Consider the following 21,414-nt stretch of genomic DNA (forward strand, 5'->3'; position numbering starts at 1 on the left):
TCGGCGCCTGCCGCCTTCAAGCAGCGGGTGTCAGCCCTTTTTCGGGTAACCCGCGCGCTTCATTTCACGCTCGGCCACGCTTTGCGCGCTGGTCAATGCCTGATCCACGCTGGAGGTGCCCACCAATGCCGCCGAGAACTGTTGACCGACGGAGGTGCCGATCGACTGGAACTCGGGGATGGTCACCAACTGGATGCCCACGTACGGCACCGGCTTGAGGGTCGGCGCTTTCGGCGTGACGGCCTTGAGGGATTCCAGGGTGATATTGGCGAACGGCGCGGCTTGTTTGTAGGCATCGGTGTAGGTCGATGCGCGGGTGCCTGGCGGTACGTTGGAGACGCCGTCTTTCTCGGCCACCAGCGCGGCGTACTCTTTGGACGTGGCCCATTCGGTGAAGGCGCGCGCGTCCTTGTCGTTCTTCGCGCTGGTCGGGATCGCCAGAGCCCACGAGTACAGCCACGCCGAGCCCTTGTCGGTGACTTCATGGGGCGCATAGGTGAAGCCTACGCTGTCAGCCACTTTGCTCTGGGATTTGTCTGTCACGAACGAGCCGGCGACGCTGGCATCCACCCAGATTGCGCATTTGCCGCTGTTGAACAGCGCGAGGTTTTCGTTGAAACCGTTGCTGGAAGCGCCGGGCGGGCCGTCCTTCTTCATCACGTTGGTGTAGAAGGTCAGCGCGTTCTTCCATTCAGGCTGGTCGAATTGCGGCTTCCATTGTTCGTCGAACCAGCGCGCGCCAAAGGAGTTGGCGATGGTGGTGATCAGCGCCATGTTCTCGCCCCAGCCGGCCTTGCCGCGCAGGCAGATGCCGTACTGTTCCTTGGACTTGTCGGTGAGCTTGTCGGCGAATTCGGAGATCTGCGTCCAGGTCGGACGCTCCGGCATGGTCAGGCCGGCGGCCTTGAACAGGTCTTTGCGGTAGTAGGTGATCGAGCTTTCTGCATAGAACGGCAGGGCGAAGAGTTTGCCATCAACCGACAAGCCATCGCGTACCGAAGGAAACACATCGTCCAGCGCGTAGGACGCAGGCAGGTCGTTCATTTCCTTGAGCCAGCCCTTGGCGCCCCAGAGTGAGGCTTCGTACATGCCGATGGTCAGCACGTCGAACTGGCCGCCCTTGGTGGCGATGTCGGTGGTCAGGCGCTGACGCAGCACGTTCTCTTCCAGCACGACCCACTTGAGCTTGATGTCCTTGTGCTGTTCTTCGAAGGTCTTGGACAGCCGCTGCATGCGGATCATGTCGCTGTTGTTGACGGTGGCGATGGTGACTTCACCGGCTGTGGCGGTGGTGCAGAGAGACAGGAGGGTCAGACAGGTACCGGCAAGGAGAACATTTGCAGAGGTCTTCATTTATCACTCCTCTTCTGCGCCAAGGCTGACGTCAGAAGCTTGGTTATTGTTTTTGTTTCTTCCGGAGGCCAGGAAGAATGTCAGCTGATTACAGCCTTGTACGCGCTGGTTGACAAATCCTGCGGCGCACTTGAACTGATACTTTTTTGCACCGGGAATTCAGCCGGCCACGTCGTAGAACTGCGCCCGCGCATGGTGCGGGGCAGTTCCAGCGTAGTTGAAGGGCGCGAAGGGGTAACGAATCAGTACAGGTTTTGTTCGGTCAGGCGCTGTACGGCGAGGCGGCGATAGTGGGAAGGGGTCATGCCTTTGAGCTTCTGGAAGCGCCGATTGAAGTTGGAGATGTTATTGAAACCCGACTCGAAGCAGACATCCGTCACCGGCCGGTCGCCGTCGGCGAGCAGTTCGCAGGACTTGCTGATGCGCAGGCGATTGACGAATTCGACGAAGCAGCGACCGGTCGCCTGCTTGAACACCCGAGAAAAGTACGTCGGCTTCATGCCCAGGTACTCTGCCACTTCTTCCAGCGGCAACTCACGGGCGTAGTGGGTGAAGATATATTCCACGGCCTTGTTGGTGCGCTCCACGGCGTGATCGTCGGACAGCTGCGAGGCGGTGGTGCCCGACAACAGCTGGAAATCATCACTGGCCGCCAGCAATTCCAACAGAATGAAGAAATGCCCCAGGCGGGTCATGCCCGTGGTGTCGGCGATTTTCTGCATCAGTTTGGTGGCCTGGCGGATGGTGCGCTTGCAGCGGAATTCGATGCCGTACCGGGCGCGTTCAAGCAGTGGCGCCAGGGTCTTGAGTTCGGCGAACACTTGATTGCCGCTTTCGAGCAGCTCTTCGGTGAAATTCACCAGCATGTCGCGCTTGGGGACGACCTCGTCTTCCTCGATCTGGCTGATCCAGTTGTGCGGCAGATTGGGGCCGGTGAGGAACAGGGTCTCAGGGTAGAAATTGCCGATGTAATCACCGACGAAGACCTTGCCGGAGCTGGCGACGATCAGGTGCAGCTCGTATTCCTTGTGGAAATGCCAGCGCACCAGCGGGCAGGGGAAACCATGCTCACGGTAGATGATCGACAGGCCATTGTGGTCGTCCATCAGCTCGTAGGAAGGTTCGGTGACTCTTGTTGTTTTGGTCATGCGTGTGCCGGTCTGGAGAGTGGCGTGGGAATAATGTGCACTATTTGTTGGGCGGAATACAGATGCGGGTTTTAAACAGATGCAGCTGAACGCACGAATTCAGTAGGACCGGCTTCAGCCGGGAAGAGGCCAGTTTGAGCGCCATCAATCCTGCGGTGTGACGTCCGACGCCTTCCCGGCTAAAAGCCTGCAGTGGGTCGTTGGGAAGGTCTTCAGCCAGGGAGGGCGCGAGCAGGATCGCCCCGGGACCACGTTACATACTGTCGCTTAAAAAATTCTCCGCGAAGTGGCGCATGAAAGTTTGATGTGTACTATCCACATCAGTCAACAAAGGGATAGGCTGATGCGGAGCAGGGACATGATCAGAATGGTCGAGGACGATGGTGGGTATGTGGTCGAGGTCAAAGGCAGTCATCGCCAATACAAGCACCCGTTAAAAAAGGGACGCGTCACGGTTCCTCATCCCAAGGATGACCTGCCAAAAGGGACGGTTCACAGCATATTGAAACAGGCCGGCCTCAAATGAATGTCCCAACGCGAATGAGCTCGGAAGGATAAAGCATGAAATTACCCGTCGTTTTACACAAGGATCCCGACTCGGTGTACGGCGTCACCGTGCCTGATATCTCGGGATGTTTTTCCGCTGGCGCGACCATTGGCCAGGCGCTGGACAATGTGAAAGAAGCCCTGGCGCTGCACTTTGAAGGGCTGGTCGCTGATGGCGAGGCGCTGCCGCAGCCGATGGACATCGACGCGCATATCAATAACCCGGATTATCAAGGAGGCGTGTGGGCTGTGGTCGAATTTGACGTGACGCCGTATTTTGGCCGCTCGGTGCGGTTCAATGCGACGCTGCCGGAAGTGCTGCTGGAACGCATCGATGCCCGCGTCAGGAGCGATCAACGTTACCGATCGCGTTCGGGGTTCCTGGCAACAGCGGCGTTGCGCGAGCTGCACGAATAAGTCCGCGCAATGCCGCTTGGCTGCGGCGTTGCGAGCACCTTCCGCGAACGCCTCCAGAGAGCCGCCACCCCATGAAAAAAATCCTTGTGATTGGCATTGGCGCGGGCAATCCCGAGCACATCACCGTTCAGGCGATCAAGGCGCTGAATCGCACCCAAGTGTTTTTCATCCTCGACAAGGGCTACGCCAATGACGACCTGCTGGCGTTACGCCGGGACATTTGCGAGCGCTATATCGAGGGGCATGACTATCGTCTGGTGCAGGTGAGCGATCCAAAGCGCAGGGACGATTCTTCGTCTTACCGCAGCGGGATCGAACACTGGCACGAGCAACGCGCCGTGCTGTTCGAGCAGTTGATTGCCGATGAAGTAAAGGCGGGCCAGACCGGGGCGTTTCTGGTGTGGGGCGACCCGGCGCTGTACGACAGCACGATGCGGATTCTCGACCAGGTGCTCGCCCGCGGCCGCGAGTTATTTGACTATGAAGTCATCCCCGGCATCACCAGCGTGCAGGCGCTGGCCGCCGGGCATCGCATCGGCCTGAACCGCATTGGCGAGCCGATCCACATCACCACCGGCCGGGAGCTTGCAGCGGAGCAGGGCGAGCAGATCAGCAACAGCGTGGTGATGCTGGACGCCCATTGCACCTTCGAGCGGTTCGTCGATCAGGATCTGCACATCTATTGGGGGGCTTACCTGGGCACCCCTGACGAGATGCTTATTTCAGGCCCGCTGCACGACGTCAGCGCGCAGATACGTCAGGCGCGTGAAACAGCGCGAGCGCAGAAGGGCTGGATCATGGACACCTACCTGCTGCGCCGCGCCGTCCGCTAGACACACTGCCTCAAGCGCTTTTGTTTTTGGCTTCGATCCACTGCGACATGTATTGCGTGCTCTTGTGCTGATGGTGGCGGAGCATGGCGCCGGTGAAGTTGGCCGTGCGATGGGCCTGGAGCGTGTCACGCAACCCGAGGATGCGTTCGATAAGCGCGGCGCAATGGCGATCATGGCCAAAACGCGCCGGCAGCAATTGCCAGCCGTCCCGTTGCGCCTGTTGCCAGCGCGCCTGATCGGTGTAGAGGCTGACGGCCGCGTCGGCCAGCCCCCGCGCATCGCAGGCCACGGCGCCGGGAAACGCCAGCTCGCCGTGCATGGCTTCGGCACCGATGGGCGTGGTGACGGTCGGCGTGCCGCAGACCATGGCGTCGATGATCTTGCCCTTGATCCCCGCGCCGAATCGCAATGGTGCAAGGGAAATCCGCGCCGCGCCCATCACCTCCAGCGCGTCTTCGGCCCAGTTCATGATGTGAAACCCCTGGGCGGCGTTATGCAGCGCTGCGGCCTTGGGCGGCGTATACGCGCCGTACACATGAACCTGAGCTGCGGGCAGCTGCGCGCGAATCAGCGGCCAGACGGTGTTTTTCAGCCACAGCACCGCATCCCAGTTCGGCGCGTGGCGGAAGTTGCCGATGGTGATGAAATGCGCCCGCTCTTCAAAGGAGCGAGCGTCATCGGGCACCTCCCTCACAAGCAGCGGTACCCAATGCAATTGGGCGGCGGGCACTGAAAACCGCTCGGTCAGCAGGCCGATTTCGACATCCGACACCATCAGGCTCAGGTCACTGCGGTGGATGGCGGCGATCTCGCGCTGGGCCAGGTCAGTGGTTGCCATCCGGGTGAACAGCGGATCCCGTGACGACTGAAAATAATCAGTCAGGTCAGCATCAGGTTTGCCGTCGAGCCGTTCCTTGACCGCCTGATGACGGGCATGGCGCAGGCTCTGCAGGTCGGAACTCTCCAGCAGACGGATCGCGTTCGGGCAGTGTTTTTCCACCCGCCAGCCGAATTGCTCTTCCATCAGGAACTGGTCGAACAACACCACGTCGGGCTGCAGCTCACTGATGAAGGCGTCGAAGCTGCTGTGATTGAGGGCGATGGCGACTTCGGTGATGCCCAATCCGGCGAGATCGGCCTTGTGCTCGCCTTCGGTGGCGGCGCTGGCGAAAGTGATCTGCCAGCCGTGTTCGAGAAAACAGTCGATCAACTGCATGACATGGCCGCTGGCCGCTGACGATCGCGGCTCGGGCCAGACGTAGCCGATAATCAGCACATGGGGCGAGGGGCGCTGCGTCAGATGCTCAGTTGCCAAGGATGCCCTTCACCTTGTCACGCAGCTGGTCGATGGAAAACGGCTTGCCGATATTGTGCATGCCCTCCGGCACATCAACAGAATCCGCGTAGCCACTGGCGAACAGCACCGGGATGTCGGGGCGAATCTCACGTGCCCGATTTGCGAGGTCTTTACCGTTCATGTCGGGCAGGCCCAGGTCGGTCATCATCAGATCGATGGTCTGGTCAGCGTTGTTCAGAAACGCAAGGGCCTCGGCGGCGTCGGCTGCTTCCAGCACGGTGTACTCAAGCTCCTCGAGGACGTCGACAATCAACATCCTGACGATGTTGTCATCTTCGACCACCAGAATCGTGCGGGGTGAATCGGACATGAAAAGTTCCTTAATTGGGCAGGGAGCGCATCGCACGGCATAGGGGGTATACAGCGTTTCGCTGCGGGCGCAATTGTGACAAGTTCCGCGACGCAACAACACGATTCAATTGAATGTAGTGGCTTTTGGATTGCACTCAAATGTACAGTGCGAGCCCAATTGTTCTCCATCTATTGTCAGAAAATTCAACCTTCTACGTCAGATGCTGGAGTTTTTGCCGCGATTTGCGGCAAACTCCGTCGTTTAGACGAATCCGCCTGAGCCCTTGCGATGATCACCCACTCTGCAGTCGATGAGCAACGTTTCCGCAAACTGTTAAGCCGCAACGTCAGTTTACCTTTGGCCGTCGGCGTACTGAGTGCGGCCTTCTTTGTCATTCTGATTTCCTACTTGTTGTCGGCGATCCAGTGGGTCGAACACACCGACCGGGTGATCAACAATATCAATCGCTCGCTCAAGCTCTCGGTGGACATGGAAACCGGGATGCGCGGCTTCCTGCTGACCGGGGATGAGCGTTTTCTTGACCCCTACGAAGTCGCCAAACCGGCCATCATGAGCGAGCTCCAGGGGCTTGAAGAGCTGGTCGCTGACAACCCGGATCAGGTCGACCGCTTCAAGCGCCTGGCCGCGCTGCAATCATCGTGGAACGAGTTTGCTCAGGAGATGATCACCCTGCGGCGCACCGGCGGCGACTACCAGACGCCGATCAAGGACCGTCGCGGCAAGCGCCTGGCCGACGAGATGCGTGAGCAATACGAACAGGCGGCGAACGTCGAGCATCAGCTGCGATTGACACGCAACACCGACGTGACCCACACCACAGTGATGTCGGTCTCCCTGTACATCGCGTTCATTCTGATCGTCAGCGGTATCCTTGCCTGGGTCGGCCGTCGCGACATGACCACGCTGTCCAATACCTACGCCGCGAACCTCAAGGCCCAACAGCTGGACGCGGATCGCTTGTCCCACGTCGCCTGGCTGCGCAACGGTCAGAGCGAACTGGCCGAGCAGGTCATCGGCCAGCTCACCCTCAATCTGCTGGGCCGCAACGTGCTGCATTTCTTCGCCCAATACCTCGGCGCCGTGGTGGCCGCGGTGTACGTGCGCCAGGAGCACGGCGGTCTGGTGCGCGTCGCTTCCTATGGTTTCTCCCGTGAGCAGGAGCAGCACGAGCAGTCGATCTACAGCGGTGAAGGGGTGGTCGGCAAGGCGGCCGAGCAGGATCAGATCATCACCCTGAACAACGTCCCTCAGGATTACTTCAAAGTCACCTCCGGCCTGGGCGAAGGTTCGCCGCGCAGCGTCGTGGTGGTGCCGACCAGCAACGATGACCACGTCAACGGCGTGATCGAGCTGGGCTTCCTCCGTGAGCTGACGCCCCGTGACCTGGAGTTTCTCGAACTGGTCGCCGAGAACGTCGGCACCTCCATCGAGGCCGCGCGCTATCGTCAGCGCTTGCAGGAAGTGCTCGCCGAAACTCAACAGCTCAACGAAGAGCTTCAGGTGCAGCAGGAAGAATTGCGCACCGCCAACGAAGAGCTGGAAGAGCAGTCGCGGATCCTCAAGGAATCCCAGGCCCACCTGGAAACCCAGCAGGCGGAGCTTGAGCAGACCAACGAGCAGTTGGCCGAGCAGGGCAAGGCACTCGCTGACCAGCGTGACGCCCTGGACCGCAATAACGAAGAATTGCACATCGCCCAGATTGAGCTGGAAGCCCGAGCCGACGAGTTGCAGCGCTCCAGCAAATACAAATCCGAATTCCTCGCCAACATGTCCCACGAGCTGCGCACGCCGCTCAACAGCTCGCTGATTCTGGCCAAGCTGCTGGCGGAAAACCCCCAGGACAACCTCTCCGAAGAGCAAGTCAAGTTCGCAGAATCGATCTACTCGGCCGGCAACGATTTACTCAACCTGATCAACGACATTCTGGATATTTCCAAGGTCGAAGCCGGCAAGCTGGACATGCGTCCGGAAAACAGCAGCGTCAGCCGTCTGGTGGACGGCCTGCGCATGACCTTCGAACCGCTGGCGGCCGAGAAGAAGCTGGAATTTTCGGTGGAGATTCAATCCGGCACACCGGTGTCGCTGTACACCGATCGCCAGCGCCTGGAGCAGATCCTCAAGAACCTGCTGTCCAACGCGATCAAGTTCACCGAAAGCGGCGCGGTCAGCCTGACCGTGTCGCGGCAGCCCGGCGAAGGCGTTGCCTTCACCGTTCGAGACTCCGGCATCGGCATCGCCGAGGAGCAGCAGGAAAGCATTTTCGAAGCGTTCCGTCAGGCCGATGGCACGACCAATCGCCGCTATGGCGGCACCGGCCTGGGGCTGTCCATTTCCCGCGATCTGGCGCGCCTGCTTGGCGGTTCGATCAGCGTCACCAGCGCGCCGGGGCAGGGCAGTATTTTCACCCTGGTGCTGCCGGAGGAGTACGTCGAGCAGGAGCCTTCGCAGTACGCCGAGGCGCCCGTGGTTGCCGTGCAGCCGGCGCCCGTTGTGGCGCGCGTCACCCCACCGACGCCAACTCCCGCCAGGTCTGCACCTCCCGCAGCGCCGATTCCGCGTTTTGCCGATGACCGTGAAAAAGCGCCGTTCAGTAAACGCTGCATTCTGGTGATCGAAGACGAAGTGCGCTTTGCCCACATCCTCTACGACCTCGCCCATGAGCTGGGCTACAACTGCCTGGTGGCCCACGCCGCCGACGAAGGCTTCGATCTGGCGTCCTCTTTCGTGCCGGATGCGGTCCTGCTGGACATGCGCCTGCCGGATCATTCCGGCCTGACGGTGCTGCAACGCCTGAAGGAGCTGCCGAGCACCCGGCACATCCCGGTGCACGTGATTTCCGTCGAAGACCGTCAGGAAGCCGCGCTGCAGATGGGCGCTATTGGCTACGCCGTGAAGCCGACCACCCGCGAGGAACTCAAGGACGTCTTCGCCCGCCTCGAAGCCAAGCTGACGCAGAAGGTCAAACGCATTCTGCTGGTGGAAGACGATGCTTTGCAGCGTGACAGCATCGCGCGTCTGATCGGCGACGACGACATCGAGATCACCGCGGTCGGGTTCGCTCAGGATGCCCTCGACCTGCTGCGCGACAACGCCTACGACTGCATGATCATCGACCTGAAACTGCCGGACATGCTCGGCAACGAGCTGCTCAAGCGCATGTCCACCGACGAGATCTGCGCGTTCCCGCCGGTCATCGTCTACACCGGGCGCAACCTTACCCGTGATGAAGAAGCGGAGCTGCTGAAGTACTCGCGCACCATCATCATCAAGGGTGCGCGCTCGCCGGAGCGCCTGCTCGATGAGGTGACGCTGTTCCTGCACAAGGTCGAGTCGCAGCTGTCGAACGAGCGCCAGAAGATGCTCAAGACCGCGCGCAGTCGCGACCGCGTGTTCGAAGGGCGCAAGATTCTGGTGGTCGACGACGACGTGCGCAACATCTTCGCCCTGACCAGCGCGCTGGAGCACAAGGGCGCGATCGTCGAAGTCGGGCGCAATGGACTGGAAGCGATCGAGAAACTCAATACCGTCGATGACATCGACCTGGTGCTGATGGACGTGATGATGCCGGAAATGGACGGCTACGAAGCCACCATCGAGATCCGCAAGAACCCCCGCTGGCGCAAGCTGCCGATCATTGCCGTGACCGCCAAGGCCATGAAAGATGACCAGGATCGCTGCCTGCAGGCGGGTTCGAATGACTATCTGGCCAAGCCGATCGATCTGGACCGGCTGTTCTCGCTGATTCGCGTGTGGCTGCCGAAGATGGAACGTATCTGAATGGATCGGATCAATTGACCGCCCGTTGCCCGACCATGAGTGTTGCCGATGCCTGAACGAGACGCCGATATCGAGTTGCGCTTGCTGATTGAAGCGATCTACTTGAAGTACAGCTACGATTTCCGCGATTACTCGGGGGCGTCGGTGAAACGACGGGTCACCCACGCGTTGCGTCAGTTTGAACTGAAGACCATTTCCGCGTTGCAGGAGCGCGTGCTGCATGACCCTTCGGCGTTCATGCAGCTGCTGCAGTTCCTGACGATTCCGGTCAGCGAGATGTTCCGCGACCCGACGCACTTCCTGGCCATCCGCGAAGAAGTCGTGCCGTTGCTGAAGACCTACCCGTCGGTGAAAATCTGGATTGCCGGGTGCAGCACCGGGGAGGAGGTCTACTCGATGGCGATCCTGCTGCGCGAGGAAGGGCTGCTTGAACGCACGATCATCTACGCCACTGACATCAATCCCCATTCCCTGGAGAAGGCCAAGCAGGGCATCTTCTCCATGGAAAACATGCGCGGCTACAACGAGAACTACCTGAAGGCCGGCGGTAAGCGGCTGTTTTCCGAGTACTACACCGCGGCCTACGATTACGCGATCTTCGACAAGACCCTGCGTGAGAACGTGACCTTTGCCGACCACAGCCTGGCAACCGACAGCGTGTTCTCCGAGACCCAGTTGATTTCCTGCCGAAATGTGCTGATCTATTTCAACAAGAAGCTGCAGGACCGCGCGTTCGGGCTGTTCCATGAGTCCCTGTGCCACCGCGGCTTCCTCGTGCTGGGCAGCAAGGAAACCCTCGACTTTTCCGGGTACAAAAACCAGTTCGACCCTCTGGTCAAACACGAGCGGATCTACCGCAAATCATGAGAACGTCGTTTCCCGGCAACACCCCGGAGCAGCCCGCGCTGCCGGCGGTGGACGCGATTGTGGTCGGCGCATCCGCCGGTGGTGTCGAAGCGCTGCTGAAGATTTTCCGTACGCTGCCCAGAGGCTTTCGCTTGCCGATCCTCGCGGTGCTCCACGTGCCAGACCAGCGTCGCAGTCAGTTGGCCGAGGTTTTTGCCGTGAACCTGGCGATCCCGGTCAAGGAAGCGGACGATAAAGAAACCATCAAGCCCGGCACGCTGTATTTCGCCGGGCCGAGTTATCACCTGTCGATCGAGAAAGATTTCAGTCTGTCCTTGAGTCAGGAGGAACGGGTGCATCATTCGCGCCCGAGCATCGACATTCTGTTCGAATCGGCTGCAGACGCCTACGGTGAACGGCTGGCAGGCGTGTTACTGACCGGTGCAAACAGCGATGGCGCGCGCGGCACGGCACGAATCAAGGAGTACGGTGGTCTGACCGTGGTCCAGGACCCGGCCCAGGCGCTCGCGCGGGCCATGCCCGAAGCGGCGCTTGCCCTTCATACGCCGGATTTTCTATTGCCTTTGCCCGACATCGGGTCCTTGCTTGTCGAGCTGGAACGAATTGCATGCTGAGTGAAATCAAAGCCAAACTGCTGATCGTGGATGATCTGCCTGAGAACCTGCTCGCCCTCGAAGCGCTGATCAAGCGCGAGGACCGTCAGGTGTTCAAGGCGTTGTCCGCAGACGAGGCGTTGTCGTTGTTGCTCGAGCACGAGTTTGCGATGGCGATTCTCGACGTGCAGATGCCGGGGATGAACGGCTTCGAACTCGCCGAGCTGATGCGCAGCACCGAGAAGACCAAGAACATTCCCATCGTGTTCGTCAGTGCCGCCGGGCGCGAGCTTAATTACGCGTTCAAGGGCTATGAAAGCGGTGCCGTGGATTTCCTGCACAAGCCCCTCGACATTCATGCGGTGAAGAGCAAGGTCAACGTCTTCGTCGATTTGTATCGCCAGCGCAAGGCCCTGAAGCAGCAGCTCGAAGAGCTCGAACGCAGCCGCGCGGAGCAGGAAGCGCTGATGCGCGAGCTGAAATCGACCCAGAGCGAGCTGGAGCGTGCGATCCGCATGCGCGATGACTTTATGTCGATTGTCTCCCACGAGGTGCGCACGCCGCTCAACGGGCTGATTCTCGAAACCCAGCTGCGCAAGTTGCACCTGGCCAAGGACAACGCGTCGGCGTTCACCATGGAGAAACTGCGGGCCATGGTGGATCGCGATGAGCGGCAGATCCAGAGCCTGATACGGCTGATCGAAGACATGCTCGATGTGTCGCGGATTCGTACGGGCAAGTTGTCGATTCGTACCAGTCCGTTTGATTTGTCGGAGCTGGTGGTCAATCTGGTGGAAAGTTATTCCGCGCAGATCGCCGCCGCCGGCAGTGTGGTGACGCTTCACGCTGACACGCCGGTGATTGGGGTGTGGGATGAGTTCCGCATCGAGCAGGTGGTGGCGAATCTGTTGACCAATGCGTTGCGCTACGGGGCGCACAAGCCGATCGAGTTGCGGGTCTACAGCGAGGCCGGCGAGGCACGGGTGGAGGTGCGCGATCACGGGATCGGGATCAGCGCGGAGAACCAGAAGCGTATTTTTCAGCAGTTCGAGCGGGTTGCGGCCAGTCATGCGGTGGCGGGGCTTGGTCTTGGGTTGTTCATTTCCGATCAGATCGTCAGCGCTCATGGTGGGCGGATCAGTGTCGAGAGCGAGGAAGGGTCGGGGTCGATGTTTCGGGTATCGCTGCCGCTCTGATCAAGATCTCTAAGATCAAGATCTTTAAGATCAAGATCACAAGCGTCTGCCTGGGGGCAGACGTTTCGCCTTCGGCGAGTTACTTGGAAAAGCACCCCAAGTAACCAAGGGTGCTAGCTCTCGGTTGGGCCCTTCGTTCCTCAGGGTTCCCTCACTCCGGTCCCGCTCCGTGGGCCCGCTGCCATCCGCCATCCATGGCGGGGGGCAGCTCTCGCCGCGTCCATGCGGCTCGGCCCACTCCGCGAAACCTGCGTTCAGCCTGCACCCAAGTCGCGATTGGTGTCGTCTGGGCTTCCTGCGTATGAAGATCAAAATCAACGGCAGCAGCAACGGCAGCGGCAACGGCAACGGCTTCCTGGCTAAAGCCGGTCTCACTGAATGCACGCGTTGCTGTTAGTGGGACCGGTTTCAGCCGGGAAGAGGCCAGCCCAGGCACCAACAATTTTTGCTGATAGCACCCCTACCTGTGGGAGCGAGCTTGCTCGCGAAGCTGTTGCTGTTGCTGTGCTTTAGATCTTCATACACAAATATCCCAGACGACGACAATCGCGACTTGGGTGCAGGCTGAACGCAGACGACGCGGAGTGGGCCGAGCGGCATGGATGCCGCGAGAGCGCCGCTAGGACATGGATGTCCGTTCGGCGCGGGTCCACGGAGCGTCGTCGGAGTGAGGGTACTCCGACGGAGGAGGAGCCCAACCAGGAGCACAAGCCCTTGGTTACTTGGGGCTTTATCAAGTAACTCGCCGAAGGCGAAACAGAGGCCGTTAGGCCGACCCATCTGGTGATCAATCAAATAACTGATCACTCTGCGCAACCTCCAGCGCGGGCCATGGTCGTAATGGCAGCTATCTATAAGATCAAAGGCGTTCAAATGAGCTCTGATGCAGAAAATGTCGTACTCATCGTTGAAGACGAGCCGCTCATTCTGATGCTGCTGTCCGACTACCTGTCGGGCGAAGGCTATCGGGTGTTGCAGGCGGAGAACGGGGAGCAGGCATTCGAAATTCTTGCCACCAAACCCCACCTCGATTTGATGATCACCGATTACCGCCTGCCCGGCGGGGTGTCTGGCGTGATGATTGCCGAGCCCGCCGTCAAGCTGCGACCGGAACTCAAGGTGATCTTCATCAGCGGCTATCCGGCAGAGATCGTCGATTGCGGCAGCCCGATCACCAAAAAGGCCCCGATCCTGGCCAAGCCGTTCACCATGGAAACCCTGCATTCGCAGATCCAGACTCTGCTCAACTGATCCTGCCGCCCCTCGGATACAAACAACAAAGCCGGCAATCGCCGGCTTTTGTGTGCAGACCCGTCTCGCGTCAGCCCTCGATCATCTCCCGCACCTTGGCCGTCAATTGGTCAAAGGCGAACGGCTTGGTGATCATCTGCATCCCTTCTTCAAGGAACCCCGAGCGGGCGCTGGCATTTTCCGCGTAGCCGGTGATGAACAGCACTTTCAGGTCCGCGCGCAGCTGGCGGCCAATGTCGGCCAGCTGCCGGCCATTCATGCCCGGCAGGCCGACGTCGCTGATCATCAGGTCAATACGCTGGCCGGATTCCAGAATCGGAATCGCCCCCACTGCATCGCCTGCTTCCACGTACGCATAACCCAACTCGCTCAACACCTGACTGACCAGCGCGCGCACCGCTGGATCATCTTCGACCAGCAGGATGGTTTCGCCCTCACGGGCCTGCGCCGTGTCGTTGGGGAGGGCGGGGGCATCTTGCTGCGACACCCCGTGATAACGCGGCAGGAACAGCTGAACCGTGGTGCCGTGGCCAACCTGGCTCTCGATCGCTACGTGTCCGTGGGACTGCTTGCTGAAGCCGTAGATCATCGACAACCCCAGGCCGGTGCCCTGGCCGATCGGCTTGGTGGTGAAAAAGGGATCGAATGCCCGGCTGATGACATTCTCCGGCATTCCGCAGCCCGTGTCGCGAACGCTAAGCACCACGTAATCACCTGGCAGCAGGTTTTCGTAGGCGTTGGTAAAGTCGCGGTCGAGGCGGCGGTTGAAGGTCTCGATCATCAGCATGCCGCCATCGGGCATGGCGTCGCGGGCGTTGAGCACCAGGTTGAGCAGGGCGCTTTCGAGCTGATTGGGGTCAGCCTCGGCGGTCCACAGTTCCGGGTCCAGGCACATGTCGAGGCGGATGCTTTCGTTGACGCTGCGGTTCAGCAGTTCGCCCATGGAATTGACCAGATCGTTCATCAAGACCGGCTTGGGGTCCAGCGACTGACGGCGCGAGAACGCCAGCAGGCGGTGGGTCAGGGCGGCGGCACGATTGGCCGAGGTCACGCCCAGGTCGATCAGGCCATCGAGATCGTCGGTGCGACCCCGCGCCAGACGACGCCTCAGCAGTTCGAGGCTGCCGATGATGCCGGTCAGCATGTTGTTGAAGTCGTGGGCGATACCGCCGGTGAGCTGGCCCACCGCTTCCATCTTCTGCGACTGGCGCAGGACTTCTTCGTTGTGGCGCAGCTGGGAGGTGCGTTCCTCGACCTGCTGCTCCAGGGTTTCGTTGAGCTGTCGCAGCTGCTGTTCGGCCAGCTTGCGCTCGGTGATGTCGGAGGTCACGCCGGACAGCAGGCTGACGCGGCCATTGCGCGCACGGATCGCCCGGGCCCGGATGTCGATCCAGTGCACCGAGCCGTCCGGCCAGACATTGCGAAACTCGATGATGAAATCGGCGCCGCTGTCCAGCGTGTGCTGCAACACGGATTGCATGCGCGGCTGGTCTTCGGGGTGCACCGAGCTCAGCCACTCGTGATAGGAGAGCGGATCGCGCTCATCCCGGCCGAAGTGCGCCTTGGTGATGTCCGAGCAATCCAGATCGAGGAACTCGGTGTCCAGCTGCCACGACCCCAGCCGTCCGGCTTTCAGCGCATGTTGCAGGCGCTGCTCGCTTTCCAGCAGTTCTTCCAGTCGAGTCCGTGCTTCGTATTGTCGTCGACGCCCGCGCACGGCGGTGCTCACCAGACTGATGAGCGTGGCAGGGTGAAAAGGCCGCTCCAGAAACGTGACGTTGCCGAGCATCTTGCCCAGGTGCGCCGAGGGGTTCTGTTTCGGGCCGCCGTGATGAGTCAGCAACACGATAGGGAAGTCCGACCAGGCCGGTTGGTTAGCCAGCAGGCTGAGCAGCGGGTTGATGTCCGCGCTGCGCAACGCTTCATCAGCGATGATCGCAAGTCCCGCGCCGGACATCAGTTCACTGCACAGCTGCGGCAGATCGTGGGTGATGATCGCCGGGTAGCCGGCTTCCTGCAGCATGGTCAGCGCGAGCTGACTGTCGCGTCCGAGGGGGGCGAGGATAATCGCCCGCTCCGATAACTGTCCCGGAGTGCTCACGCGTCGGTGTCCGGTAGTAGCGGATTGTTATCGCCGTTGTACTGAGGGATGCCACGCAATACGCCCTGAAAGGCTTCCAGCGGTTCGCCGATGGTCATGCCGGACCCACTGATGCGGTATTCACGAATGGTTGACTCATGGGTGCCTGTGCGTTTTTTGATGACGGAAATGGCCCGACGGACCTGACCCATTGCTTCGAAGTACCGCAGCAGAATGACCGAATCCGCGAGGTAGGTGATGTCCACCGGCGTCTGCATGTCGCCGACCAGACCGTGCTGGGCGACGGTCATGAACGTCGAGGCGCCATGACGATTGAGGTAGAGCAACAATTCGTGCACGTGCAGGACCAGCGCGTTTTCTTCAGGCATCGCGGCCTGATAGCCGTTGAGACTGTCGATTACCACGGTCTGGATGCCCAGGTCGTCGACACAGCGGCGAACGCGGTGAGCGAATTCACCCGGGGATAATTCTGCCGCATCGACCTGCTCGATGAGCAGATTGCCGGTCGCTTCAAGTGCACGGAGGTCAATGCCGAGTTTGCTCATGCGCGTGTACAGCAGGCCAAGCTCTTCATCGAAGATAAACAGCGCGGCCTTCTCGCCACGCTCTACCGCTGCAGCGGCGAACATCAGGGAAATCAGCGATTTACCGGTCCCGGCTGGCCCCAGAATCACCGTGCTCGAACCGCTGTCCAGCCCGCCGCCGAGCAGGGCGTCGATTTCCTTGATGCCGCTGCTCATCTGGCGGCTGACATACCCGGCGCGGTGCTCGGCCGCCACCAGACGCGGAAACACCTGGATCCCGTCGTCCATGATGTTGAAGTCGTGGTAGCCGCCGCGGTACTTCTGGCCGCGGTATTTCACCACCCGCAGGCGTCGACGCTCGGCGCCATAGGTTGGCGTCAGGCCTTCCAGGCGGATGACGCCGTGGGCAACGCTGTGCACGGTTTTATCCAGGGACTCGGTGGTGAGGTCGTCCAGCAGGACAACCGTGGTGTCGTAGCGCGCGAAGTAATGCTTGATCGCCAGGATCTGCCGGCGATAACGCAACGAACTCTGCGCCAGCAGGCGGATTTCCGAAAGACTGTCGATGATCACCCGCGAAGGTTTGACCTGCTCGACAATTTCGAAAATCTGCTTGGTCGCCTCGCCCAGTTCAAGGTCCGAGGAATACAGCAGACTCTGCTGATGGGCAGCGTCCAGCAAATTTTCAGGGGGCGTCAGTTCGAAGACCGAGATGTTCTCGTCCAGATCCCAGCCGTGGGAGCGTGCGCCGTCGCGCAATTCGCGTTCGGTTTCAGACAGCGTGATATACAGACCACGTTCGCCCGCCGCCGAGCCAGCCAGCAGAAACTGCAGCGCGACGGTGGTTTTGCCGGTGCCGGGCTCTCCTTCGAGGAGAAACACGTGGCTGCGCGAAAGACCACCCGTAAGGATGTCATCCAGGCCCACGATACCGGTTGCCGCTTTTGATGTAGTCAAGAATCGCCCTCTTGCGACCTGAGAAAGGGTAGGGCGCCGAAACGGGTTCGACTGCCCAGGCCGTCATGGTCGGGAAGTCCGATTCCATGCAGCCATCACTCTGGACCGTGACGGGCTGAGACCGTTCAGTTTATTCCCGGCCGACCGATGGCATTCCCCAGGATTTCCGCGGGTTCGCTGTCCGGCAAATGGCGCAACCGTGGCCTGCGGGCGCACATAGTGACTTGCTATGATCCGGCGTCAAGCAATTACCCTCGTCTGGCCCCCTACAAGGATCCCAAACCGTGTCTGACTACAGTGCGTTCAAGGTCGAACTGGCCGACCACATTGCCCACGTCCAGATCAATCGTCCGGAAAAAATCAACGCGATGAACGCAGCGTTCTGGCTGGAGATCATCGAGATTTTCCGCTGGGTCGAGGACACCGACGACGTCCGCGTGGTGGTGCTCAGCGGCGCAGGCAAGCACTTCTCTTCCGGTATCGACCTGACACTGCTCGCGTCGGTGGCCAGTGAGCTGGGCAAGGACGTGGGCCGCAACGCGCGCCTGCTGCGGCGCAAGATCCTGCAGATGCAGGAATCGTTCAGCGTGGTCGACCGCTGCAGCAAACCGGTGCTCGCTGCCATTCAGGGCTATTGCATTGGCGGCGCCATCGACCTGATCAGCGCCTGTGACATGCGCTACGCGGCGGACGATGCGCTGTTCTCCATTCGCGAAATCGACATGGGCATGGCGGCGGACGTCGGCACTTTGCAGCGCCTGCCGCGACTGATCGGCGACGGCATGATGCGCGAGATGGCCTACACCGGCCGCAACGTTGGCGCCGAAGAAGCGCTGCGCATTGGCCTGGTCAATCGCACCTTCGCCGACCTGTCGCAGTTGCTCGAAGGCGTGTTCGCCATCGCCCGGGACATCGCCAGTAAATCACCCATCGCCATCAGCGGCAGCAAGCGCATGATCGGCTACATGCGCGATCACAGCGTGGACGACGGCCTCGAATACGTTGCCACCTGGAACGCTGCCATGTTGCAATCGGCCGACCTGAAGCTGGCGATGGTGGCTCACATGAGCAAACAGAAGCCGGTCTTCGACAATTGACTGACCTATTTGAATCCGTAGCCACCTGCCGTTTCTGAGCCTCTCTACCGGGCTGCAGACGGGCAGGTCGGTGACCAGAGGAGTTGAGGCATGACGCGCCCGAAGCGTTGGACCACCGCCGTGCTTGATGTTCAGGCCCCCGGCGGTTGGGCTGTGGTTCAGAGTGACCAGGGCTTTTTGAAGGACAGTAACGGCGTGCTGTTCCCCCGCGAATGGTTGAAGCGGCAGGACCTGCCCTTGATGCATGAACACGGCATTGGCCATTTCGATGGCGAGCCGGTGTACGTGCAGACCCTTCGCGATGCTCAGGCGTTGGCGCTGGAGGGCACGCAGTGGCAGACCCTGCGCCAGTTCATGCTCGCCGACGACGCCGATGTGTTCCAGATGCTCGGCTACGCGGGGCAGATCAGCACCTGGGCCCGTGAACACCGTTTTTGTGGCAGTTGCGGCCAGCCGGCCCGGCAGGTGCCGGGGGAGCGGGCGATGTATTGCCCGCACTGCGATCTGCGTGCCTATCCGCGGATCTCGCCGAGCATGATCGTACTGATCACCCGTGGCGATGAAGTGCTGTTGGCGCGGTCACCGCGTTTTGTGACCGGGGTCTACAGCACCCTGGCCGGGTTCGCCGAGCCGGGTGAGTCGGCCGAGGACTGTGTGCGGCGGGAGGTGATGGAGGAAGTGCAGGTCACGGTCAAGAACATCCAGTACAAGGGCAGCCAGTGCTGGCCGTTTCCGCACTCGATGATGCTGGGCTTTCACGCCGAATACGACAGCGGCGACATCGTGCCCCAGGCGGACGAAATCGAAGACGCAAAGTGGTTCAGCATCCACGACCTGCCGCCATTGCCGGCCAGTCGCTCGATTGCGCGCTACCTGATCGACCTGTATCTGGCCCAGCGCTCAGGCTCAGTTGAACCAGTGCTGCCAGGCCAGGCGGACGGTTAACCCCAGCACCACGGTGATGAACACAGGGCGGATGAACCTGGCGCCGCCCTTGATCGCTGTTTTAGCGCCCATAAAGGCGCCGGCCATCACCGCTACGCCCATCGTCAACCCGATGACCCAGTCCACCGAGCCGTTGATGGCGAAGATCATCAGCGCGGCGGCGTTGCTGACGAAGTTCATGCTGCGGGCGACGCCGCTGGCTTTCACCAGATCGACCGGGTAGATCAGCAGCGTGCTGACTGTCCAGAACGCTCCGGTGCCGGGACCGGCCACGCCGTCGTAAAAGCCCAGCCCCAGGCCTTGGGGCAGTTGCCATTTGGTCTTGATCGGCGCGTTGCTGTCCAGCGGCGCCTTGGGTGTGCCGCCGAACAGCAGGTACAGCCCGCAGCCGAACACGATCACCGGAAGCATCTGGTTCAGCAGTTCGGCGGGCAGATAATGCGCGACCACCGCACCGATCAGCGCACCCACTGCGGTACCGATCAGCGCGGGTTTCCACTGCGCCGGGTGAAACAGCTTGCGGCGGTAAAAGGTGTAGCCGGCGGTGGCGGAGCCGAAGGTCGAGCTGAGCTTGTTGGTGCCCAGCACCAGGTGCGGCGGCAGGCCGGCAGTGAGCAGGGCAGGTGTGGTTAACAGACCGCCGCCGCCGGCAATGGCATCGATGAAACCGGCGACAAAGGCAACGACAGCCAGCACCAGCAGGGTGGTGGGTTCAACGGTGAGTTCGAACGGCATGGGAAGGCGCTTATCGGGCAGATGGGCAGAAGGGCTGCCCGGAAGCGCAGCATTCTACCTGCAAGGCGTGGCAGCGGTGAATGGTTGATTGGGACTTGGGGCACACGGTGCAGGACCGGCTTCAGCCGGGAAGAGGCCGTATTGATCACCCTTAATTTCCGTTCTGACAATTGACTCAAACATCCGGAACACTCACCCAACGCATTTCCTTCGCCGCAATGCGAATCGCTGTAGCCAGGCGCTCGACCTCCATGGCCTCGGCGAAGTCGGTCCCGTTCGAACCCTGCCCACCCAGCGCCTGAATCAGTTCAAAAACCTCCAGCGTCTTCAGCTCGTTGTAGCCCAACTGATGCCCCGGCGCCGGGCAAAAAGACGCATAGCCCGGTTGCGCAGGTCCCGCCAGAATCCGCTGGAAGCCGTCCCGCCCCGGGGCGCCGGCCTGGTACAGCCGCAGCTCGTTCAAGCGTTCCTGATCAAACGACAACGTGCCTTCGGTGCCACCGATTTCGAAGCTCAGGTGATTCTTGTACCCGTGCTTGAGCCAACTGCTGCCGAACGTACCCCGCGCGCCGTTGGCAAAGCGCAGCAGGGCATAAGTCTGGTCATCGATGCTGATCACCCGTTGCTCTTCGCTGCTGCGGGTGGCCGGGCGTTGTCGGTGCACCGTTTGCGAGTCCGCGCACACCGCCTCTACGTCGCCGAGCAGGTACCGCGCCATTGCCAGTAAATGGCTGCCGAGGTCGGCCAGGGCGCCGCCGGCATGGGCCTCTTCACAGCGCCAGGACCAGGGCGACCGCCCATCGCCCATGAAGTCCTCACTGAACTCCCCCTGGAAACTGACGATCCGCCCCAGCTCGCCGCTTTCGATCATCTGCTTCGCCAGCCCGATGATCGGATTGTGCTGATAGTTGTAGCCCACCCTCGTCACGACACCTGCTTTAAGCGCCGCCGCCTGCATCTCCCGCGCCTGTTCCAGACTCACCGCCAGTGGCTTCTCGCAGTACACCGCTTTGCCCGCTTCAAGAGCGGCCATCGCCATGGGGAAATGCAGCAGGTTCGGCGTGGTGATGGCCACCAGACTGACCGCTGGATCGCTGATCAACTGTTGCCAGTCGCCATGACTGCGTTGAAACCCCCAACTGGCTGCGCACTGTTCCGCGCGCGCAACATCCGCATCGGCCAAGGCGACGAGCTTGAGGTTGAAGGGAAGATCGAAGGTGGTGCGTGCGTTGTGGAACGCCAGGGCATGAGCCCGGCCCATGAAACCCGTGCCGATCAGGCCGACGCCCAGTTCTGGAAGAGAATTCCCGCGCATGACAGCGTGTCCTTTGAGACCTGTTGTTGTGCGGAAAATGTAGGCGGTCGGGGGTTCCCGATGGAATCTTTATTCCATCAGGAACGCCT

The 21,414-nt window shown here is 60.8% G+C and carries 18 protein-coding genes; 10 read left to right on the forward strand and 8 right to left on the reverse strand.

The window, feature by feature from the left end:
• Window positions 1–30: 30 nt before the first annotated feature.
• Entirely contained in the window at window positions 31–1,353 is a 1,323-nt protein-coding gene (locus tag ACYASU_RS06640) for an ABC transporter substrate-binding protein (protein ID WP_192172100.1), read from the reverse strand.
• Between the two features lie 242 nt (window positions 1,354–1,595).
• Window positions 1,596–2,501: an AraC family transcriptional regulator gene (locus tag ACYASU_RS06645; protein WP_463582338.1), complete on the reverse strand. Its 906-nt coding sequence runs from the start codon at window positions 2,499–2,501 to the stop codon at window positions 1,596–1,598.
• Window positions 2,502–2,844: 343 nt separating this feature from the next.
• Here ACYASU_RS06645 and ACYASU_RS06650 point away from each other — a divergent pair, with 343 nt between their 5' ends.
• The 3 genes from ACYASU_RS06650 to cobF all read left to right on the forward strand — a co-directional run bounded on the left by ACYASU_RS06650 (window position 2,845) and on the right by cobF (window position 4,297).
• Window positions 2,845–3,027 (forward strand): type II toxin-antitoxin system HicA family toxin, encoded by a 183-nt coding sequence (locus ACYASU_RS06650; protein WP_463582339.1) that lies wholly within the window; start codon window positions 2,845–2,847, stop codon window positions 3,025–3,027.
• A 35-nt stretch (window positions 3,028–3,062) separates the two neighbouring features.
• The gene (locus ACYASU_RS06655; RefSeq protein ID WP_192172097.1) at window positions 3,063–3,464 is read left to right on the forward strand and encodes a type II toxin-antitoxin system HicB family antitoxin; all 402 of its coding nucleotides are present in this window, start codon (window positions 3,063–3,065) and stop codon (window positions 3,462–3,464) included.
• A gap of 71 nt (window positions 3,465–3,535) precedes the next feature.
• Window positions 3,536–4,297, forward strand: coding sequence for a precorrin-6A synthase (deacetylating) (cobF, locus tag ACYASU_RS06660; protein WP_463582340.1), 762 nt, complete (start codon window positions 3,536–3,538; stop codon window positions 4,295–4,297).
• Between the two features lie 10 nt (window positions 4,298–4,307).
• Here the strand turns inward: cobF and ACYASU_RS06665 are convergent, their stop codons facing one another.
• Both ACYASU_RS06665 and ACYASU_RS06670 read right to left on the reverse strand, forming a co-directional pair.
• Complete coding sequence (locus ACYASU_RS06665) at window positions 4,308–5,573, reverse strand: glycosyltransferase (RefSeq protein WP_463582370.1); 1,266 nt, start codon at window positions 5,571–5,573, stop codon at window positions 4,308–4,310.
• Window positions 5,574–5,601: 28 nt separating this feature from the next.
• Window positions 5,602–5,964: a response regulator gene (locus tag ACYASU_RS06670; RefSeq protein ID WP_192172095.1), complete on the reverse strand. Its 363-nt coding sequence runs from the start codon at window positions 5,962–5,964 to the stop codon at window positions 5,602–5,604.
• Between the two features lie 270 nt (window positions 5,965–6,234).
• Here ACYASU_RS06670 and ACYASU_RS06675 point away from each other — a divergent pair, with 270 nt between their 5' ends.
• From ACYASU_RS06675 to ACYASU_RS06695, 5 genes are all read left to right on the forward strand, one after another.
• Window positions 6,235–9,744 (forward strand): response regulator, encoded by a 3,510-nt coding sequence (locus tag ACYASU_RS06675; RefSeq protein WP_463582341.1) that lies wholly within the window; start codon window positions 6,235–6,237, stop codon window positions 9,742–9,744.
• A gap of 48 nt (window positions 9,745–9,792) precedes the next feature.
• Entirely contained in the window at window positions 9,793–10,611 is an 819-nt protein-coding gene (locus ACYASU_RS06680) for a CheR family methyltransferase (protein ID WP_192172093.1), read from the forward strand.
• A complete protein-coding gene (locus ACYASU_RS06685; protein ID WP_282372601.1) occupies window positions 10,608–11,225 on the forward strand; it encodes a chemotaxis protein CheB in 618 nt (205 codons plus the stop codon). Before ACYASU_RS06680 ends, ACYASU_RS06685 begins: the two co-directional genes overlap by 4 nt.
• Window positions 11,219–12,400 (forward strand): hybrid sensor histidine kinase/response regulator, encoded by a 1,182-nt coding sequence (locus ACYASU_RS06690; protein ID WP_282372602.1) that lies wholly within the window; start codon window positions 11,219–11,221, stop codon window positions 12,398–12,400. Before ACYASU_RS06685 ends, ACYASU_RS06690 begins: the two co-directional genes overlap by 7 nt.
• Before the next feature lie 873 nt (window positions 12,401–13,273).
• Window positions 13,274–13,651, forward strand: a complete 378-nt coding sequence (locus ACYASU_RS06695; protein ID WP_074885442.1) for a response regulator — start codon at window positions 13,274–13,276, stop codon at window positions 13,649–13,651.
• Window positions 13,652–13,721: 70 nt separating this feature from the next.
• On the opposite strand, the gene ACYASU_RS06700 is transcribed toward ACYASU_RS06695, so the two are convergent.
• Together ACYASU_RS06700 and ACYASU_RS06705 are read right to left on the reverse strand one after the other, a co-directional pair.
• Complete coding sequence (locus tag ACYASU_RS06700) at window positions 13,722–15,752, reverse strand: response regulator (RefSeq protein WP_346626289.1); 2,031 nt, start codon at window positions 15,750–15,752, stop codon at window positions 13,722–13,724.
• On the reverse strand, window positions 15,749–17,233 hold the full coding sequence (locus ACYASU_RS06705) for an ATPase domain-containing protein (RefSeq protein ID WP_463582342.1): 1,485 nt from the start codon (window positions 17,231–17,233) through the stop codon (window positions 15,749–15,751). The genes ACYASU_RS06700 and ACYASU_RS06705 overlap by 4 nt, the downstream gene beginning before the upstream one ends.
• Window positions 17,234–17,517: 284 nt before the next feature.
• On the opposite strand from ACYASU_RS06705, the gene ACYASU_RS06710 reads away from it, so the two are divergent.
• Together ACYASU_RS06710 and nudC are read left to right on the forward strand one after the other, a co-directional pair.
• The gene (locus ACYASU_RS06710; protein WP_463582343.1) at window positions 17,518–18,330 is read left to right on the forward strand and encodes a crotonase/enoyl-CoA hydratase family protein; all 813 of its coding nucleotides are present in this window, start codon (window positions 17,518–17,520) and stop codon (window positions 18,328–18,330) included.
• Window positions 18,331–18,420: 90 nt separating this feature from the next.
• Complete coding sequence (nudC, locus tag ACYASU_RS06715; RefSeq protein ID WP_463582344.1) at window positions 18,421–19,275, forward strand: NAD(+) diphosphatase; 855 nt, start codon at window positions 18,421–18,423, stop codon at window positions 19,273–19,275.
• Here the strand turns inward: nudC and ACYASU_RS06720 are convergent.
• Together ACYASU_RS06720 and ACYASU_RS06725 are read right to left on the reverse strand one after the other, a co-directional pair.
• Window positions 19,237–20,010 (reverse strand): TSUP family transporter, encoded by a 774-nt coding sequence (locus ACYASU_RS06720; protein ID WP_346626286.1) that lies wholly within the window; start codon window positions 20,008–20,010, stop codon window positions 19,237–19,239. The two genes, nudC and ACYASU_RS06720, sit on opposite strands and share 39 nt — an antisense overlap.
• Before the next feature lie 175 nt (window positions 20,011–20,185).
• A complete protein-coding gene (locus tag ACYASU_RS06725; protein ID WP_463582345.1) occupies window positions 20,186–21,325 on the reverse strand; it encodes a Gfo/Idh/MocA family protein in 1,140 nt (379 codons plus the stop codon).
• Window positions 21,326–21,414 lie beyond the last annotated feature (89 nt).

It is taken from the genome of Pseudomonas sp. HP_12 (assembly GCF_055283955.1).

Excerpts from the sequence above, each read along its gene's own strand:
- ACYASU_RS06640 (WP_192172100.1), bottom strand. The coding sequence starts at position 1,353 with ATGAAGACCTCTGCAAATGTTCTCCTTGCCGGTACCTGTCTGACCCTC.
- ACYASU_RS06645 (WP_463582338.1), bottom strand. The coding sequence starts at position 2,501 with ATGACCAAAACAACAAGAGTCACCGAACCTTCCTACGAGCTGATGGAC.
- ACYASU_RS06650 (WP_463582339.1), top strand. The coding sequence starts at position 2,845 with ATGCGGAGCAGGGACATGATCAGAATGGTCGAGGACGATGGTGGGTAT.
- ACYASU_RS06655 (WP_192172097.1), top strand. The coding sequence starts at position 3,063 with ATGAAATTACCCGTCGTTTTACACAAGGATCCCGACTCGGTGTACGGC.
- cobF (WP_463582340.1), top strand. The coding sequence starts at position 3,536 with ATGAAAAAAATCCTTGTGATTGGCATTGGCGCGGGCAATCCCGAGCAC.
- ACYASU_RS06670 (WP_192172095.1), bottom strand. The coding sequence starts at position 5,964 with ATGTCCGATTCACCCCGCACGATTCTGGTGGTCGAAGATGACAACATC.
- ACYASU_RS06675 (WP_463582341.1), top strand. The coding sequence starts at position 6,235 with ATGATCACCCACTCTGCAGTCGATGAGCAACGTTTCCGCAAACTGTTA.
- ACYASU_RS06680 (WP_192172093.1), top strand. The coding sequence starts at position 9,793 with ATGCCTGAACGAGACGCCGATATCGAGTTGCGCTTGCTGATTGAAGCG.
- ACYASU_RS06685 (WP_282372601.1), top strand. The coding sequence starts at position 10,608 with ATGAGAACGTCGTTTCCCGGCAACACCCCGGAGCAGCCCGCGCTGCCG.
- ACYASU_RS06690 (WP_282372602.1), top strand. The coding sequence starts at position 11,219 with ATGCTGAGTGAAATCAAAGCCAAACTGCTGATCGTGGATGATCTGCCT.
- ACYASU_RS06695 (WP_074885442.1), top strand. The coding sequence starts at position 13,274 with ATGAGCTCTGATGCAGAAAATGTCGTACTCATCGTTGAAGACGAGCCG.
- nudC (WP_463582344.1), top strand. The coding sequence starts at position 18,421 with ATGACGCGCCCGAAGCGTTGGACCACCGCCGTGCTTGATGTTCAGGCC.
- ACYASU_RS06720 (WP_346626286.1), bottom strand. The coding sequence starts at position 20,010 with ATGCCGTTCGAACTCACCGTTGAACCCACCACCCTGCTGGTGCTGGCT.
- ACYASU_RS06725 (WP_463582345.1), bottom strand. The coding sequence starts at position 21,325 with ATGCGCGGGAATTCTCTTCCAGAACTGGGCGTCGGCCTGATCGGCACG.